Source organism: Sphingomonas alpina (genome assembly GCF_014490665.1).
Lineage (GTDB): Bacteria > Pseudomonadota > Alphaproteobacteria > Sphingomonadales > Sphingomonadaceae > Sphingomonas > Sphingomonas alpina.
Map to the genome: position 1 here is coordinate 3,453,472 of NZ_CP061038.1, position 15,363 is coordinate 3,468,834.

Sequence of the window (15,363 nt, forward strand, 5' to 3'; positions counted from 1 at the left end):
AATGATAGATACCGTTACTTTTTAAAGAAGGTTATCGATCAGGAAGAATTGTGGAGTATTTGGAGAGAAGGATGGGTGTTGGCGCTAGACGACAAAGGGGCAAGAGTTAATCCCTATCTGGCCGCATCAAAAATACGCTACGCTGTGCGCTGAAGGTAGCTGGGAGGGAAGCGCTCCCAAACTCATTGAACTTGAGGTTTGGATGAAGCGTTGGATAAGCGGCGCGAAGCGTGATGGACGGTTGATTGCCGTGTTTCCAATTCCCCAAGGCCTAGGAATCGAAGTGGAACCGGATCGGCTTGCTGCTGATCTGGAACTGGAGTTGGCAAATTACGAATAAGCCTCTCGCCGGGACAACGGCGAAATAAGATAGATGATATACCGGTGCCCCATATCTCAGGCCTCCGTCCCTTCAGCCTCGCCCCCGCAACCATGGCATCGGCGGCGATTCAACCATAACCCAGGATCAGCCACCCATCGTACCGGGTTGATACCAGCGCTCTCTTTCTGACAATCGGACAACCGGATTGTCAAAGCGCGGCACGCGCATCGCCTCTCGCATGTCCACAGCCGCTCCCGCCCGCCTGACAATGCAGTCCTCGCTTCCGTAAATGAGGCCGTACCCCCGCCAGGAAGATGCATTGCCAATGGTGCCGGGGGTCGGGGTCGAACCGACGCTGGGGCGCGTTTGAAACGCCTGCCTCTACCGTTGGGCTACCCCGGCAATGGTGGGAAGGTGTGGACTCGAACCACTCCCCGAAGGACCGGAGTTACAATCCGGCTGGCGTATCCGAACGCCTTTCCCTTCCCGTGGTGGACCCCCTCGGATTCGAACCGAGACTGTAATGCTTCTAAGGCATCCGCCTCCTGCCAATTGGGCTAGAGGTCCCCGAGATTCATGTGGATTGGCGGAGCGCGGAGGGATTGAACCCCAGGCCGTGAAAGGCCCCTCTCGCTTAGCAGGCGGAGCCAGCGCCTTGCTGGTTCACGCTCCGATATGGCGGAGGGCGGAGGAGTCGAACCCCGCACCTTTCGGTGTACGTCCTAGTTTTCGAGACTAGTTGCGCTCCTTAGCGCGTCACCCTCCAAAGACGGGTGACGCAGATCGTCGTTCCGTCAGTATCGCAAAGAGATACTGGAAGACGAGATCAGGGCGCGAAACAGGTTCATGTGGCGCGCTTTAATGGCCCGTCCTGGACCGGTCAAGCCGGCCCCTCCGACCGAACACTCCACCCTCACCCGCGCGCCTGGCACCGGCGGGCGGTAGCAGGCTTCTTCTCCCGGAGGATTACAGCGATAGTGCACTTCAGTCGGTTCCGACGTTTGCTGGGACCGAATGCTCGGCGCGGTGCAATACCAAGAAGATCCACTCGCGATGATTGCCACGCGACGCAACATGGTGGGATGCGATGAAAATGCCACACGCGCTTGCCAAGTCATCACTCAATCCTGGCGCACGCCTATCGGGGCGTAATTAGTGTGCCGTCACTGGCAATCCATGTCACCGACGTTTAAAATACGGAATCGAACGCCAGAAGTATTTTTAGGTAAACAATGAACCACAACCGACGTGATCTAGCCCATCTCATGGATAATATTTCATCAATTCCCGATGACGGAATAGATGAAATACTGAGTGAGATATTCTTGGATGATGCCATCACATGGGAAATAGGCCCCGATCCCATAAATGATGAAATTACGGTCCTGGCACTTGGATGCCATGGCGACCTGATTCTGTTGGATATCATGGAGAAAGATCTCAACCTTCCAATGGACGGCCAGGGGTGGAAAATCGTGGCCGGAATCCCTCCAAAATCCTGGGAAGGATATTTTGAAATGATAGGCAGCGACGGATTAGTTTTGCAGATTGAAGGATGGGATTGGCAGTGGAGCATCGCTGAATTAAACAAAGACAAAGCCAGCATCACAATATTTTATCCCGAAGAATATAAAATAGGTGCGGCAGACATAGAGAATGCCGGAGAAATAATCTTATTCGGATCTATCGGAGAGGTGAATACCTCAAGGCATATATCAGTAGATCACTATCTTCCGATTTCTGAAGGCGTAAATCATAATAGCATGAGTACCCTCAGAGAAGAGTTTTCCAAATGGTTTCCGGATGCCCCATTCTCTCAGGATTTCAAGAATATAAAATGAATTCAAGATAATTTGAATTTCATTGCCCTCCCCGGGGTGAGGGCACGGCCGGATAACGCCACAATCGCGTCCGAAATGGCCGCAGCGCCAGATCGCGGCGGACTCGGCGAACCGGCTCCGCTATCATCCCGGACCGGGACATCGCGGAACAGCCGCGATGCGGGATGCGCGCGGAGCCAACCGTGCGGGCCGTATCGCCGCGCGGAACAGGCCGGGGGGCATACGTGGCGATCATCACCGAGGAACTGGTCAGGGACATTTTGCTCAACGGGCGCGGCGGGCCGCGGCTGCTCAACGAAAGTCCGGTGCAGGTCGATGTTTGGGCGCGCTTCGCCGCGGCAGATTCCGAGCCGGTCGACCTGTTGCTGACGCCGATGGAGGCGACCCCGGCGGCGCGGCTGGCGCAGACATTGTACCGCGCGCTGGTCGAGCTGCCCGCGATCGAGCCGCGGCATATCGCGCCGCTGGAAGGCGCGGTCGCCGCGCGGGTCAGCCTGGACGATTTCATCGGGCAGATCCTGCCGCTGACCGGGCTGGACGTCGCCGCGCGGTTCGAGGAGCTGATCACCCTGGTGCTGGCGGCGCGGGCGCTGGACGGCGGGCGCGATACGCCGCCCGAAGGCATGCCGACGGCGTACGACCTGTTCCGCTATGCCGATAAGCACCGGCAGGCGCTGACGCCGGATTTGCGCGCGACGCTGCTCGCCGTGCTGTTGCGGGTCGCACAGCGGATCGGCGATGCGGACGGGGAAGAGACCGGGGACGACCGGCCGCGCCCGATCATCCTGGATTTCCGGCGGGCGCGATCCCGGGCCGCGCTGCGCGAGATCTGGGTCGGCCCGGAATTGTTCGGCGGACGACCGGGGCGCGTCGACGAGGTCCTGGTGTGGCGCGTGGCGCTGAACCGCACGGTCTATCCGATGGGCGTGTCGGTCGAGACGATCAAGGCCGATGCGGCGCAGCGCGTGTTCGATGTGGATTGCCGGTCGCTGACCTGGGCGGTGATCGATTCCGGGATCGACGCGGCGCACCCGGCGTTTCGCGACCATGATGCGGGCAATTTCGCGACCCGCGTCGACAAGGCGTTCGATTTCAGCGCGTTGCGCGAACTCGTCTCGTTCGATTCCTTGCTCGGGCCGGGGCAGCTCGACACCAAGGCCGAAGCGATCGCGGCCAAGCTGATGGTGAGCGAGATCGAGGCGCGGGCGTGGCTGGAGGAATTGCGCGCCGATGCGCTGGCCGGACGGCCCTATGACTGGGAAAGGCTGTCGAAACTGCTCGAGGTGCCGGTCGGCGACCTGCCCCCGGTCGGCGCCGGCCAGCCCGACGGGCATGGCACGCATGTCGCGGGCGTGCTGGCGGGCGACTGGCGCGAGGACGACCAGAGCGTGTATCGCGGCGTGTGCCACAATATCCGGCTGTACGACCTGCGCGTGCTCGGCACGGCCAGCCGCGACACCGAATTCGGGGTGATCGCCGCGCTGGAATTCGTGCGCTGGCTCAACCGCCGCAACCGCTTCATCACCGTGCACGGCGCCAATCTGTCGATCGGGCTGGTCCATGACATGGCCAATTTCGCCTGTGGCCGCACGCCGGTGTGCATGGCGTGCGAGGCGACCGTCGCGTCGGGGGTGACGGTGGTGGCGGCGGCGGGCAATTGGGGCGCGCAGACCTATCGCACCGCTAAGGGCGACTATTCCGGCTATGCCCAGGCGTCGATCGCCGACCCGGGCAATGCCGCGTCGGTGATCACGGTCGGCGCGACGCACCGCGAGCGGCCGCACGAATATGGCGTGAGCTTCTTTTCCTCGCGCGGGCCGACCGGCGACGGACGGATCAAGCCCGACCTGGTCGCACCGGGCGAGCGGATCGACGGGCCGCTGCCCAATCTCGGTTTCGGGCGGCTCGACGGGACGAGCATGGCGGCGCCGCACGTGTCGGGCGTCGCCGCGCTGCTGATGGCGCGCCATCCCGAAATGGTCGGCGATCCGGCGCGAGTGAAATCGGTGATCGTCGCGACCGCCACCGACCTGGGAAGGGAACGCTATTTCCAGGGCGCAGGCCTGGTCGATGCGCTGCGTGCGCTGCAGGCGGTCTGAGCGTGGCGCGGGCGGTGGTGGGGGCGGTGGTGCGGGGTCCAGGCCGGATCATCCGGGCGCCGCGCCTGGTTTTCAAGGCGCGAACAGAGGCTGTCGAAGGGACGAAGCGGATGGAATTCGAAGCATTGCAGGCCCGCTATGGCGATTGCCTGTTCATCACCCTCCCGGGATCGGGGCCGGACCGGCCGATCCGGCTGCTGATCGATGGCGGGCCGGCGGGCGTGTACCGCACCGCGCTCGAACGCCGGCTGGCCGCCGAAGCGGCGAAGTTTCCGCAGGAAAAGCCGGTCAACATCGATGCGGTGATGGTCAGCCATGTCGATGAGGACCATATCCTGGGCATCGTCGACCTGTTCGGCAAGATCCAGGAGGCCGACCAGGGCCGGACGCCGCGGCCGTGCCAGCCGAAATGGCTGCTGCACAACAGCCTGGACGGCCTGATCGGCGAAGGCGAAGGCGGCGTGGCGCGGGCGTTGTCCGGGCCGACCGTGCTGGCCAGCCTCGACGCGGCGCTGAGCGCCGGGCTGGCGGGCGGCCCGGCCGACGATCCGGACGGCGCGATGAAGAGCCAGACCGCGCGGCTCGTGCTGCAAAGCTATGGCCAGGCGAGCCGGCTCGCCACGCTGGCCGCGGCGATCCAGGTCACCCGCAACCCGCCCGACCAGCGCACCATCCTGTTCGACCCGGCGCAGCCGCGCGTGCTGCAGCTGGGCGATGCGACGCTGACCGTGGTCGGTCCGTTGCAGCCCGATGTCGAGCGGCTGCGCAAGGAATGGAGCGCGTGGAAGGCGAAGCAGAAGGACGCGGCCAGCCTGGCCGCGACGCTCGACACCGCGGTTCCCAACCTGTCGAGCATCGTCGTGCTGCTGCAATGGCAGGGAAGAAAGATCCTGCTGACCGGCGATGCGCGGGGCGACCATATCCTTGACGGGCTGAACGGTGCCGGGCTGATGCCGGGACAAGGCGCGCTGGACATCGACATATTGAAGCTGCCGCATCACGGGTCGATCCGCAACAATACGCGCGATTTCTTCGCGAAGATCCGTGCCGATCATTATGTCGCGTCGGGCGACGGCACCTATGGCAACCCCGACCGCGCGACGCTCGAGCTGATCGAGGAGGTGCGGCCGGAGGGCGGCTATACCGTGCACCTCACCTATGACGCGGCGAGCTGCGACGAGGTCCACAAGAGCTGGGCGGCCGGGCGCAAGAACGTCCCGCCCTATGATCCCGAGCGCGATTCGATCGCCCCGGTGATCGAACGGTGGCGCAGCGAGGGGAAGATCGAGGTCAAGGAAGGGCCGGTGCGGATCCGCCTGTAGCGGCCGCGCAGGACGGTGCCGGCTGGCCATGGAAGCGCCGTTCGCCCGCCGCAAACGCACGTTCGGCAGCAGGCGCAGGTGCTGAGCCGCGCCGGAGCGGCACTGAGCCGCTGTGTCCTTGGGGTTGGCGAATGCTGCGGGCTTTGTGGGGTCGAGATCCTATTGTTGGAGAGCCGTCTTGGTCCATATGCTTCGCCAGCACATCCCCGCGGCCATCGTCCCGACCGCGTTGATCGGCGCGCTCCGCGAGAATTCCCGGCCGGAAGGCGCCGGCGAGATCTGGCAGCCGGTGCTCGAACATGGCTGGGTCATCGCCCGGCGCGGTGCGCTGGCGGTTACCGCGCATGCGGTCGAGATCCTGCGCCACGGCATCCCCATCGCCCTGTCACCGACCGAATCCGTGCTGCTCGGCCTGTTGATCCGCCGGGGCCGCGCCAGTCATGAGGAACTGGTCGCGGCATTCCGGACGGCGGGCTCGAACCCGGCCGGCCTGAACATCAGCGTCCATCGCATCCGGCGCAAATTCGCCGCGGCCGGGGCGCCCGACCCGGTCGAGCGGCTGCGCGGCTGGGGCCTGAGGCTGCGGGTCGAGCCCGATATCAGCGGATCGACCTCGCTCTGGATCGGCAGGCCGGCGGCGTGATAGCATGGCGATGGGCGAGTCCCGGGGACGATATAGTCCGGGCCTTCGCACCCGGCACAGGCATGATCGGGGGAAACAGATGACCAACAAGATGTTCACGGCGATACTGGTGGCGACGCTGATATGCGGGACGCTGGACATCTTGAGCGCGTTCCTGTTCGCCGGCCTGGCCGGTGCCGGGCCCGGCCAGATCCTGCGCTATGTCGCATCGGGGCCGTTTGGCGACGGCATGAGGGAAGCGGGCAGCGGCGCCGCCGCGATCGGCCTGGCCACGCATTTCGTGCTGATGGCGGTGATGGTCACCCTGTTCGTGATCGCCGCGTCGCGGATCGCGGCGATCCGGGCCAATCCGGTGCTGGCCGGCATCCTGTACGGGCTGCTGATCTACACCGTGATGTACTGGATCGTGGTGCCGGCGCGCTGGACCGGGCATTATCCCCAGCTGACGCTGTGGGCGTTCGGCAACGCGCTCTTTTCCCATATCGTGTGCGTCGGCATCCCGATGGCGCTGGTCACCATGCGCTATCTCGGCCGCGCCGGACTCCGGACCGGCCCAACGTCGATTCCGGGCGGGTGAGCGTCAGTCGACAGGCGGCACGCGATTTGCGACATCCGGTGCCGTGGACGCCCTGATTCCAGATCGCGGGCAGGAGCCCATTTCCGAGCCCATACCCAACCGGGGACGCGAGCCGTTCTACGTCGAGGAATCGGCCGTGCGGCGCGGGCGCGTGCAAACCGGGCCGGAGATGCGCGCCAAGGTCGCCCTGACGCTGGCGATGTGGGGGTCGACCTACCTGCTCTTCACCCTGGGCAATGTGCTGAACGGCCATCCGGGGCAGTGGGTCGCGGCCGGCGTGCGGGCGTTCGTCATGTCGGTCGGGATCGCGCTATGCTATGCGATGCACCGGTTGCTGCGGCGGCTGGCGCATCGCCCGTTCCGCACCCGCGCGCTGGTGCTCGCCGCGGCAGCGCCCTTTGCGGCGGAGGCCTATGCCTGGCTGGGCTTTTTCGCGTATGCCTATCTGCACGGCACATCGATGCGGATGGTGATCGTCGATTGGGCCGTTGCGGCCAATGTGCTGTCGCAATGGACCTGGTTCTTCATCGGCTGGACCGGGCTCTATCTGGCGATCGAGTATAATTTCGACGCGAAGGACGAAGCGCAGCGATCGGCGGAGCTGCGCAATCTGGCGCACAATGCCAAGCTTCGCGCGCTGTCCAACCAGATCAACCCGCATTTCCTGTTCAACAGCCTCAATTCGATCTCGGCCCTGATCCTCGAGGGGCGCGCGCATGATGCGGAGCGGATGCTGACCGGCCTGTCGACCTTCTTTCGCTCCACTTTGTCGATCGATCCGCTGGTCGATGTCGCACTCGAACAGGAATTCGACCTGCACCGGCGCTATCTGGCGATCGAACAGATGCGCTACCCCGACCTGACGGTGGAGTTCGATTTGCCCGAGGCATTGAAGTCCGTTGCCGTCCCGGCGCTGATCCTGCAGCCGCTGGTCGAGAATGCGGTCAAGCACGGCGTGGCCAAATCGCTGCCGCCGACCTGGATCGGAATCACCGCGCGGCGCGAGGGCGACATATTGTCGATCGTCGTCGCCAACACCGCCGGAGGCGATGGGCATGGCGCAGCGGTGCGCGGCGACGGCATCGGCCTGGCCAATGTGCGCGAGCGGCTGAGCGAGCATCATGGCGCGGCGCAGAGCCTGGCCGTGTCGGCAGGCCCCGATCTGTTCGAAGTCCGCATCACCCTGCCGATCGGTTTGGTGCGATGAGCGAGTTCAGCGTCGTCACGGTCGATGACGAGCCGCTGGCGCTGAGCCGGCTGGAGATCGTGCTGCGCGGCGTGCCGGGTGCGCGGCTGGTCGGGTCGGCGAGCAGCTGCGACGCGGCGGTCGCGCTGATCACCGAGCGCCGGCCCGACATCGTCCTGCTCGACATCCGGCTGCGCGACGGAACCGGGTTCGATATCCTCGACCGGCTGCCCAGGGACGTGACGCCGGCGGTGATCTTCATCACCGCCTTCGACCATTTCGCGATCCGCGCGTTCGAAGTGTCGGCGGTCGATTATGTGCTGAAGCCGATCGACGCCGGGCGGCTGCGCGAAGCGGTCGATCGCGCGCGGGCGCGGATCATCGCCGATGACTCGGTCGGCCAGGTCAAGGAAATGCGCGCAGTGATCGCCGACCTGCGCGCCGAGTTTCACGACAAGGCGCGCTCCCCCTATGAAACCGAGCTGTGGATCCGCGGCGTCACCGGCAATCTGACGCGCGTGTCGCTCGACCTGGTCGACTGGGTCAGCAGCGAGGATGACTATGTCCGGCTGCACACCGGCGCCACGTCGCATCTGTTGCGGTTGTCGATCCGCGCATTCGAGGCGCGCGTCGACCCGACGCAGTTCGTGCGCGTCCACCGCGCGGCGCTGGTGCGCGTGTCGCGCATCGCCGAGGTGCGGCGCAGCCTGACCGGGCGGCGCGACGTGATCCTGCGCGACGGCACGCGGATCGCGACCGGACGGATCCATGCGAAGCGGCTGCGCGCGGTGCTGCTGGAACGCGACGGTCCGAACCCCGGAACGCCGGCCGCCTGATCCGCTTTCCCGGCCGGGAACACACTCGCATCAAAGGAAAAGGGGCGGCCGTCAGATCGACGACCGCCCCTTTCCCGTTCCGCTTCGGCGGTCGCCCGGCGCATCATGGCGACGCGCCGGACGTTCCCGATTCAAAAGTTGGGCCCGATTCAAAAGTTGGGCCCGATTCAAAAGTTGGGCCCGATTCAAAAGTTGGGCCCGATTCAGAAGTTGAACTTCGCCCCGGCGCGGAACTGGCGGCCGAGAATGCCATTGCCGCCCTGCACCGCATTGTAGAGCGTCGCACCATAGGTCACGACATCGACCGGCGGCAGCGCGTCGAACAGGTTCAGGACGTTCACATAGAAAGTGAAATGGTCGTTGACCTTGACGCTGCCCACTGCGTCGAGCGTGATGTAGCGCTTCACGTCGCACGGCACATAGCGCGGGTTCGGCGCCAGGCCGCAATCGCCCGACGTGCCGGATCCATTCTGATCCTCCGCCGAGAGATTATAGCCACCGAAATAATTCGCGGTGGCGGTCAGCGTGAAGGGATCGACCGTCAGCGTGTTCTGCCAGCTGCCACGCCATTTCGGCGTGCCGGAGCCTGCGGTCAGGTTGAAATTGCCGAGCGTCCCTTCATAGGATTCAGTCGTCCCGTCGGCGAAGGTGGTGCTGAGGTCGAGGATGTAGCTTGCCTCGAGCGACGTGCTGAAATGAACCGTGTCGCTGATGTCGAATGACCCGCTTGCCGAGAAGTCGATGCCCTCGGAGCGGATCGTGTCGGAATTGACCAGCTGCGACTGAACAAAGGCGATGCGCGGCCGGGCATTGGGGAAGGCGGGAGACGGCGCATCGGCAATCACCTGGAAGCCCGCCGGAATGGGCTGCCCGGCATAATAGGCCGCGATCGCATCGCTGGTCGAGGCCGAGGTGATCGCCCCGGTCTTCTTGATATTATAGTAATCGACCGTGAAGGTCAGGTTGCGGATCGGCTCGAACACGATCCCGGCCGTGAAGCTGCGCGACTTTTCCGGCTTCAGATCGGGCGACGCCAAGGTCGTCTGACCAAAGGTCGCCGCGGTCAGATAGGCCGGGCAGGCAGGCGTATTGGTGTTGGTGCACGCCGCGCCATATTGCTGCAGGAAGGAATTGGGCAGGCCCGCCGGCAGGAGCGGCACGAAGCCGGTGGTCGGCAGCGCATTGGCCTCGGCAAAGCTCGGGATGCGGAAGCCGCGCGAATAGGTGCCGCGAATGGCGAGCTGCTTGATCGGCGTGAATTTCGCGCCGACCTTGGGCGAGAAGGTGCTCTGTCCGCTCGAATATTTATCGTAACGGCCGGACAGGTTGACTTCGAACTGCTCGACGATCGGCGCGTTCAGTTCGGCAAAGGCCGAGTAGACCGTGCGGTGACCCGAGGTGCCGAAGGCGTTGAGCGTGAAGTAACGCTGTGTCGGGCCGTTATAATCGTCATTCGCGCTGGGCGCATCGATCGCCTCGTAGCGGATCGACGCGCCGACGCCGAGCTGCAGCGGACCGCCCGGCAGGTCGAACAGCGCCTTACCCAGCGTCACCTGTCCCTGATACATGTCGGAGGATGCATCGGTGACGTTTTCCGGCGACAGATAATCGCGCACCGCCTTGCTGTTGAGCTGCGGGTTGACGAAATTATAGCTGCCATCGGCAATCACATCGAGCAGATGCTGGATATAGACATAGCCATTGGTGGTGCGGCGCAGGTCGTTGTGCATCGCGGTTGCATCGACCTTGTAATCCCAGTCGCCGAACATCGTCCCGCTGATCCCGGCCGCGACCCGGTACACCCGGCTGCGCGTCTCGTTCTGGGTGAGCGTGTCGCTCAGGCGGCCGGAAAGCCGGGCGACCTGGCCCTGTGCCGCGAACGGATTGTTGGGGTTGAGCGTGCCGTTCACCGCATTGCAGTTCACCCGCGCCGCGCAGACATAGACCGGCAAGGTCAGCGGACCGGATCCCGGCGCGTTCGCCGCGCCGCCGGCCGAGGTCGAGAAGCGCGGATACAGGATACCGGCATTGGCATTGGCGCGGACCACCGCCGGCAGTGCCGAAAACGCGCTGGAGCTCTGCTGGAAGTTGAACAGGATATAGGCCTCGGCATCGTCGCCGACCTTGGCGGTGAAGCGCGCCGAGCCGCCAAAGCGTTCGAGCGCCGGCGTCACCTGGCCATAGCGATAGGTCTGATCCTCCTGGCACGCGAAGGTCGGGTTGGCGGCGCTGTTCGCCAGTTCGGCGGCGGTCAGCGTATGGCCCGGGCCATTGAGGCATCCCCGCGCCGGGTTGAGCAATTGCGGGCGGCCCAGCGCATTGGCGTTCGCCGCATCGAAGGGCGTGACGTAGAAATCGCTGACCACCGGGTTGAAGATGCCGAACGCGCCGTCTTTGTCGAGGCCGTTGAGGATGTTGTTCGGGCCGCAGGCGATGCTGTTGCAGATACCGCGCTGATCATCCGTGCTGTACGGCCTGGGTATGTCGCGATTGTAGAGCGCCTCGCTGCGCATGTAGAAGCCGCTGACATAGGCGTTGAAGCCCTTGTCATCGAGATCGCCGATGCCCGCGGTCAGGGTCAGGCGCTGATTGGCGGCGTTGCCGTCCTGCGAAATGCCCGCCTCGGCACGGCCGGAGACACCCTTGAACTGGCGCTTGGTGATGACGTTGACCACGCCGGCGATGGCGTCCGCGCCATAGCTGGACGAGGCGCCGTCGCGCAGCACCTCGATCCGGTCGACGATATCGTCGGGAATGGTATTGAGATCGACGAAATTGCGCGTGCCGTCATCCGACAGCGGGAAATAGGCGGCGCGCAGGCCATCGAACAGCACCAGAGTCGAGCTGGTCGACAGGCCGCGCAGCGACACAGCGGATGCGCCGCCGGCAAAGGCGCCGTTCGCGGTGAACGAGTTGGTCAGCGCCGGGCCATTGTTCGACGTCAGCTGCTGAATCGCGTCCTGCACGGTGGAGATGCCGCGCCGGTCGAGCGTTTCGCTGGACAGGACGGTGACGGGCGACGGCGTCGCGGTGCTCGTCTGACGCAGGATCGACCCGGTCACGATGATGTCGGGGCCCGGATCGGCCTCCGCTTCCTGCATGGCGGATGCGGGAGCCGCCTGATCCTGGGGACCGCCTGCCTGAGTCGTTTCCTGGGCAGCCATTTCCTGGGCGAACGCCGGCGAGGCGGTGCCCATCAGGACAAGTGTGGTGGCAAGCAAGCGCGCGCGAATACTGATTGTCATTGAAGAGCCCCTTTTTTGGTTATCGCGGCAGTGAGGGGGGCGCGGGTCGTTCGATCCAATGCCGGGGCGGTTCAGCGCCGCGATTTAGCCGCCGAGCGTTTCGCCGCGGCAACGCGCGACGTTCGGCCGCATCAATGAGAGAGTTGGCGGCCGCGAGGGCGGTGAAAACGCGGCGAACGTGCGCCGCAACACGGCGAGCGTCCCGCCATTGCCGGATGCACGAACGATCGGGCCGGTGGAGCCGTCGCGTTTTAATGGGACAGGATATGGGTCAGCGCGCGCTTGACTCACCCGCCATATTCCAATCAGTTGCGCGCGCCGGTGGGGAAACCGGCTTCTGGGGGAATTCCAATGCAAAAGTCGCTGATCGCGCTTTCGGGCGCGCTTGTTCTCATGTCCGCAACGCCGGCACTCGCGCAAAGCGCCAGCCAGCCTATCGTGGCCGGTGCGCCAGCCCCCAATGTGCTGCGCGCGGGGACTGCCGTGCCGCTGAAAATGGCGGAGGCGCTGACCACCAAAGGCAAGAAATTGCGTGTCGGCTATCGCTTCATGCTCGAGATCGCCGAGCCGGTCACGGTCAATGGCCAGATCGTCATTCCGGCGGGCAGCCCGGTGACCGGCGAAGTCACCGATGTGCGCAACAAGGGAATGTGGGGCAAGTCCGGCCATATCAATGCCCGCGTCCTGTTCGTGCGCGCCAATGGGCGCCAGATCCGCATGACCGGCCAGCTCGACGACAAGGGTGTGACGGGAACCGCCGGCGTCGTTGCCGCGATCGCGTTCGTCCCGATCGCCGGGTTCTTCACCACCGGCACCAGCGCCCAGATTCCGCTCGGCGCACCGGTCAACGCGTTCATCGACGAGGATGTGCCAGTCACCTTTGCCGACGGCACGCCGGCAGCGATGACCGTACCCGCCGTCGCCGCCACACAAGCCAATGCGCCCGCCACCCCGACTGTCGCCCCCGCCGTCGTCACACCGGCCGTGGTCGCGCAACCGACACCCGCAGCCGTCAGCACCACGCCGTCCGCCGCGGTGCCGGCGACGACACCGGCTGTCGCGACGTCCACGCCGGTCGTCGCCAAGCCCTGACGAGACAGGCCCGGGCCTTCCGGCCTATGCCGGAAGGCCCGGCCCCGCTTCTGACGGACCCCGGACGATGCGACCTCCCGAGCGTCCGGAGTTGTTTTCAGCTGAGTTGAATCGGCACCAGCCCGCTCCCCCTGGCTATCCGCAGAATAGACTGACGCTGAGCGGCCAGATGGGGGAGCGGGCTGGTGCCGTCTTACTGAAGCCGACTCTCGTGCCTTGACGGCTGGCAGGTCACCGTCATGCCGGCGCCGTTGAAATAGCGGCAGAGCCGCGCGACCTGTGCCCAGCCGCGCTTGCCCCATGCCGCCACCGCTTCATTATACGCCTCATAAGCCGCCTCCGACGTCGCGATCTCGGGCGGGGCAACCGGCTCCGCTTCGACGCGCATGTCAGCAGCCGGCGGGTATTGGATCGCCAGGTCGGGCTTGCCGGCGCAGGATGATGCAAGCGCGAGCGTGCTGACGATCGCTAACCGTCCGATCCGGGATGGATTGCGTGGCATTGGTGACCTCCTGTGTCTCGTTCCGGATGCGGGCATCGTCGATGCGCCGCTCTTCTGCCGCTCTGGCCTCCCCGGCCCGGCCCTGTGCCGAAATCTCGGCATTGCGGGCGGTATCGTGGCGCTGGATGATCGCGGCGTCGTAGCGGCACTTGCCGACGCCGAGCATGGCAACGACCAGGACCATGGCCAGCCCGATCAGCAGCGGCCTGGCCGGTTTGGGGCCGACGATGCCGCCGAACCAGGCGATGAGCGTTGCGATCATGCCCTGCCTTCCTCCTGCGCGGCCGCGCCCGGTTCCGGCACGAGATTGGGCGCGTCGCCGCCGCCGGCATTCGCCGTCGCGGTGATCGCCGCAAAGGCCGCCGCGGTGTTGCGCGTCTTGTCCTCATCGCCCTTGTTGGCGGCGAAATGGAACGCGAAGATCATGTTGAGCAGGCCGGTCAGCGTGACCGCCTGAATGATCACCTTGAACACCTCGACCTCCCACAATGCCGGATTGTGCGCGGCCATGCCGAGCAGCAGCGCGGCGAGGGCGAACGCGCCGATCGTCACCCATTGCCGTTCGCTCGGCCAGCCGGGCAGGCGATCGAGGCAGCTGTCGAGAAAGGTCCAGAGCGTCATGCCGGCCGCTCCTCTTCCCGATGCGCCGTCAGATACAAGGCACGCTCCGCCGCGCGGCGGCGGGTCAGTCCGTTCAGCACCGTGCCCGCCTGCCTGTTCCAGCGCGCGAACTGCTCGGCCGCGCCGGCAGGGTCGCCGGCACGGTGGAGCCGCAACAGGGTCGAATTGGCGAAGGCGGTCGTGCCGATATTATAGGCGAGGCTGACCATCGCGTCGTATTGCGACTGGGTGGTGGGGGTGGCGCCAAGCAATGCCGCAACGCGCCCTCCGAATTGATCGAGATCGGCTGCGAACGCGGTATCCGCCTGCGCCTGGGTCCAGACCAGGCCGAGCCTGATGCCCGGCCCCGTCGTCCCCCAGCCGATCGTCGGCACATCGTCCGGCGTTGGGAGATAGGCGCTGAGGCGACACTGCTCGAAACCCTTGATGAAATTGGCGCAGCGGAGGGATGGTGCGAGCGTGGATGGGGCGGGCACGGATGGGACGATATCGGCCAGCACAGCATTCACTGAATGCACATCCGTGTCGCTCAGAGCGTTGCCCTTGATGCGGCGGATCGCATCGAAAAGCCGCTTCACGCCATTGTCGGATGATGTCATGGATGGATCCTCCCAGTCAGCAGCGCCCAGGCGGTGGCGGCAACGCCGACCAGCCAGCCGAGCACGGGCGATTTAATCAGCACCACACCAAGCGTCCGCGCACCTTCGCTTCGGTTATTGGCCGCCTCGAGCGCTGCGATGCGCGCTTTGAGGTCAGTGATGTCGGAGGCGAGCGGCCCGAGCCCGACAACCTCGCGCGTCAGCCCATCGAGCTTGGCGGAGAGAGTATTGAGCGTATGTACAAGTTCACGCATCTGACCGCGCACTTCACCGAGGATGAGGCTGTTTTCATTGAGGGTTGGGGGCGGCGGTTCGGTCGTGGTGCGCGGCGGACTCAATTCAATGCTCCTGTTGCTGAGCATCGAGATAGAGCTACTCAAGCGCTGGTTGAATCGGCCGACGGACGAAACAGAATCGCGCTTCAAGCATCGCAATGATGGGTCATCGGATTGTGAATGAGTATGCTTTAAGGCTGCGC

Annotated in this window: 15 protein-coding genes and 4 tRNA genes; 9 read left to right on the plus strand and 10 right to left on the minus strand. The window is 64.8% G+C overall.

Translation table 11 applies throughout. The annotated features are described in order from the left end of the window. The first annotated feature begins 142 nt into the window (after positions 1 to 142). Entirely contained in the window at positions 143 to 340 is a 198-nt protein-coding gene (locus H3Z74_RS24890; protein WP_412034840.1) for a DUF2750 domain-containing protein, read from the plus strand. Between the two features lie 308 nt (positions 341 to 648). Here the strand turns inward: H3Z74_RS24890 and H3Z74_RS16080 are convergent. The 4 genes from H3Z74_RS16080 to H3Z74_RS16095 form a co-directional block, all read right to left on the minus strand. Next, positions 649 to 724 (minus strand) — tRNA-Leu (locus H3Z74_RS16080). Positions 725 to 726: 2 nt separating this feature from the next. Beyond that, a tRNA-Ser gene (locus H3Z74_RS16085) sits at positions 727 to 810 on the minus strand. A gap of 1 nt (position 811) precedes the next feature. Next, positions 812 to 889: transfer RNA gene (locus H3Z74_RS16090), tRNA-Leu, on the minus strand. 109 nt (positions 890 to 998) lie between these two features. Next, positions 999 to 1,087, minus strand: a tRNA-Ser gene (locus H3Z74_RS16095). A gap of 500 nt (positions 1,088 to 1,587) precedes the next feature. Here H3Z74_RS16095 and H3Z74_RS16100 point away from each other — a divergent pair. The 7 genes from H3Z74_RS16100 to H3Z74_RS16130 all read left to right on the plus strand — a co-directional run bounded on the left by H3Z74_RS16100 (position 1,588) and on the right by H3Z74_RS16130 (position 8,826). Beyond that, complete coding sequence (locus H3Z74_RS16100; protein WP_187760597.1) at positions 1,588 to 2,163, plus strand: hypothetical protein; 576 nt, start codon at positions 1,588 to 1,590, stop codon at positions 2,161 to 2,163. Between the two features lie 224 nt (positions 2,164 to 2,387). Further along, a complete protein-coding gene (locus H3Z74_RS16105; protein WP_187760598.1) occupies positions 2,388 to 4,262 on the plus strand; it encodes a S8 family peptidase in 1,875 nt (624 codons plus the stop codon). A gap of 110 nt (positions 4,263 to 4,372) precedes the next feature. Next, a complete protein-coding gene (locus H3Z74_RS16110) occupies positions 4,373 to 5,584 on the plus strand; it encodes a ComEC/Rec2 family competence protein (RefSeq protein WP_187760599.1) in 1,212 nt (403 codons plus the stop codon). Positions 5,585 to 5,762: 178 nt separating this feature from the next. After that, positions 5,763 to 6,227, plus strand: a complete 465-nt coding sequence (locus tag H3Z74_RS16115) for a helix-turn-helix domain-containing protein (RefSeq protein WP_229726626.1) — start codon at positions 5,763 to 5,765, stop codon at positions 6,225 to 6,227. Positions 6,228 to 6,306: 79 nt separating this feature from the next. Next, a complete protein-coding gene (locus H3Z74_RS16120; protein ID WP_229726627.1) occupies positions 6,307 to 6,804 on the plus strand; it encodes a hypothetical protein in 498 nt (165 codons plus the stop codon). Between the two features lie 136 nt (positions 6,805 to 6,940). After that, a complete protein-coding gene (locus H3Z74_RS16125; RefSeq protein ID WP_187760601.1) occupies positions 6,941 to 8,011 on the plus strand; it encodes a sensor histidine kinase in 1,071 nt (356 codons plus the stop codon). After that, entirely contained in the window at positions 8,008 to 8,826 is an 819-nt protein-coding gene (locus tag H3Z74_RS16130) for a LytR/AlgR family response regulator transcription factor (RefSeq protein WP_187760602.1), read from the plus strand. Before H3Z74_RS16125 ends, H3Z74_RS16130 begins: the two co-directional genes overlap by 4 nt. 203 nt (positions 8,827 to 9,029) lie before the next feature. On the opposite strand, the gene H3Z74_RS16135 is transcribed toward H3Z74_RS16130, so the two are convergent. Beyond that, on the minus strand, positions 9,030 to 12,071 hold the full coding sequence (locus tag H3Z74_RS16135; RefSeq protein WP_187760603.1) for a TonB-dependent receptor: 3,042 nt from the start codon (positions 12,069 to 12,071) through the stop codon (positions 9,030 to 9,032). 351 nt (positions 12,072 to 12,422) lie between these two features. Between H3Z74_RS16135 and H3Z74_RS16140 the strand changes: the two genes are divergently transcribed. Then, positions 12,423 to 13,163, plus strand: coding sequence for a hypothetical protein (locus H3Z74_RS16140; protein WP_315444131.1), 741 nt, complete (start codon positions 12,423 to 12,425; stop codon positions 13,161 to 13,163). Between the two features lie 193 nt (positions 13,164 to 13,356). Here the strand turns inward: H3Z74_RS16140 and H3Z74_RS16145 are convergent, their stop codons facing one another. The 5 genes from H3Z74_RS16145 to H3Z74_RS16165 are packed head-to-tail and all read right to left on the minus strand — an operon-like array spanning position 13,357 to position 15,310. Further along, complete coding sequence (locus H3Z74_RS16145; protein ID WP_187760604.1) at positions 13,357 to 13,551, minus strand: hypothetical protein; 195 nt, start codon at positions 13,549 to 13,551, stop codon at positions 13,357 to 13,359. A 1-nt stretch (position 13,552) separates the two neighbouring features. After that, positions 13,553 to 13,927, minus strand: coding sequence for a hypothetical protein (locus tag H3Z74_RS16150; RefSeq protein ID WP_187760605.1), 375 nt, complete (start codon positions 13,925 to 13,927; stop codon positions 13,553 to 13,555). Further along, positions 13,924 to 14,286, minus strand: a complete 363-nt coding sequence (locus H3Z74_RS16155) for a hypothetical protein (protein ID WP_187760606.1) — start codon at positions 14,284 to 14,286, stop codon at positions 13,924 to 13,926. The genes H3Z74_RS16150 and H3Z74_RS16155 overlap by 4 nt, the downstream gene beginning before the upstream one ends. Further along, positions 14,283 to 14,885 carry a lysozyme gene (locus H3Z74_RS16160; RefSeq protein ID WP_187760607.1) on the minus strand — a complete coding sequence of 201 codons (603 nt, stop codon included), beginning with the start codon at positions 14,883 to 14,885 and terminating at the stop codon, positions 14,283 to 14,285. The genes H3Z74_RS16155 and H3Z74_RS16160 overlap by 4 nt, the downstream gene beginning before the upstream one ends. Next, positions 14,882 to 15,310 (minus strand): hypothetical protein, encoded by a 429-nt coding sequence (locus H3Z74_RS16165; RefSeq protein WP_187760608.1) that lies wholly within the window; start codon positions 15,308 to 15,310, stop codon positions 14,882 to 14,884. The genes H3Z74_RS16160 and H3Z74_RS16165 overlap by 4 nt, the downstream gene beginning before the upstream one ends. Between the last annotated feature and the right edge of the window lie 53 nt (positions 15,311 to 15,363).

Coding starts and splice junctions, on each gene's coding strand:
- H3Z74_RS16160 (WP_187760607.1), bottom strand. CDS start 14,885: ATGACATCATCCGACAATGGCGTGAAGCGGCTTTTCGATGCGATCCGC.
- H3Z74_RS16100 (WP_187760597.1), top strand. CDS start 1,588: ATGGATAATATTTCATCAATTCCCGATGACGGAATAGATGAAATACTG.
- H3Z74_RS16110 (WP_187760599.1), top strand. CDS start 4,373: ATGGAATTCGAAGCATTGCAGGCCCGCTATGGCGATTGCCTGTTCATC.
- H3Z74_RS16150 (WP_187760605.1), bottom strand. CDS start 13,927: ATGATCGCAACGCTCATCGCCTGGTTCGGCGGCATCGTCGGCCCCAAA.
- H3Z74_RS16140 (WP_315444131.1), top strand. CDS start 12,423: ATGCAAAAGTCGCTGATCGCGCTTTCGGGCGCGCTTGTTCTCATGTCC.
- H3Z74_RS16130 (WP_187760602.1), top strand. CDS start 8,008: ATGAGCGAGTTCAGCGTCGTCACGGTCGATGACGAGCCGCTGGCGCTG.
- H3Z74_RS16135 (WP_187760603.1), bottom strand. CDS start 12,071: ATGACAATCAGTATTCGCGCGCGCTTGCTTGCCACCACACTTGTCCTG.
- H3Z74_RS16145 (WP_187760604.1), bottom strand. CDS start 13,551: ATGCGCGTCGAAGCGGAGCCGGTTGCCCCGCCCGAGATCGCGACGTCG.
- H3Z74_RS16155 (WP_187760606.1), bottom strand. CDS start 14,286: ATGACGCTCTGGACCTTTCTCGACAGCTGCCTCGATCGCCTGCCCGGC.
- H3Z74_RS16120 (WP_229726627.1), top strand. CDS start 6,307: ATGACCAACAAGATGTTCACGGCGATACTGGTGGCGACGCTGATATGC.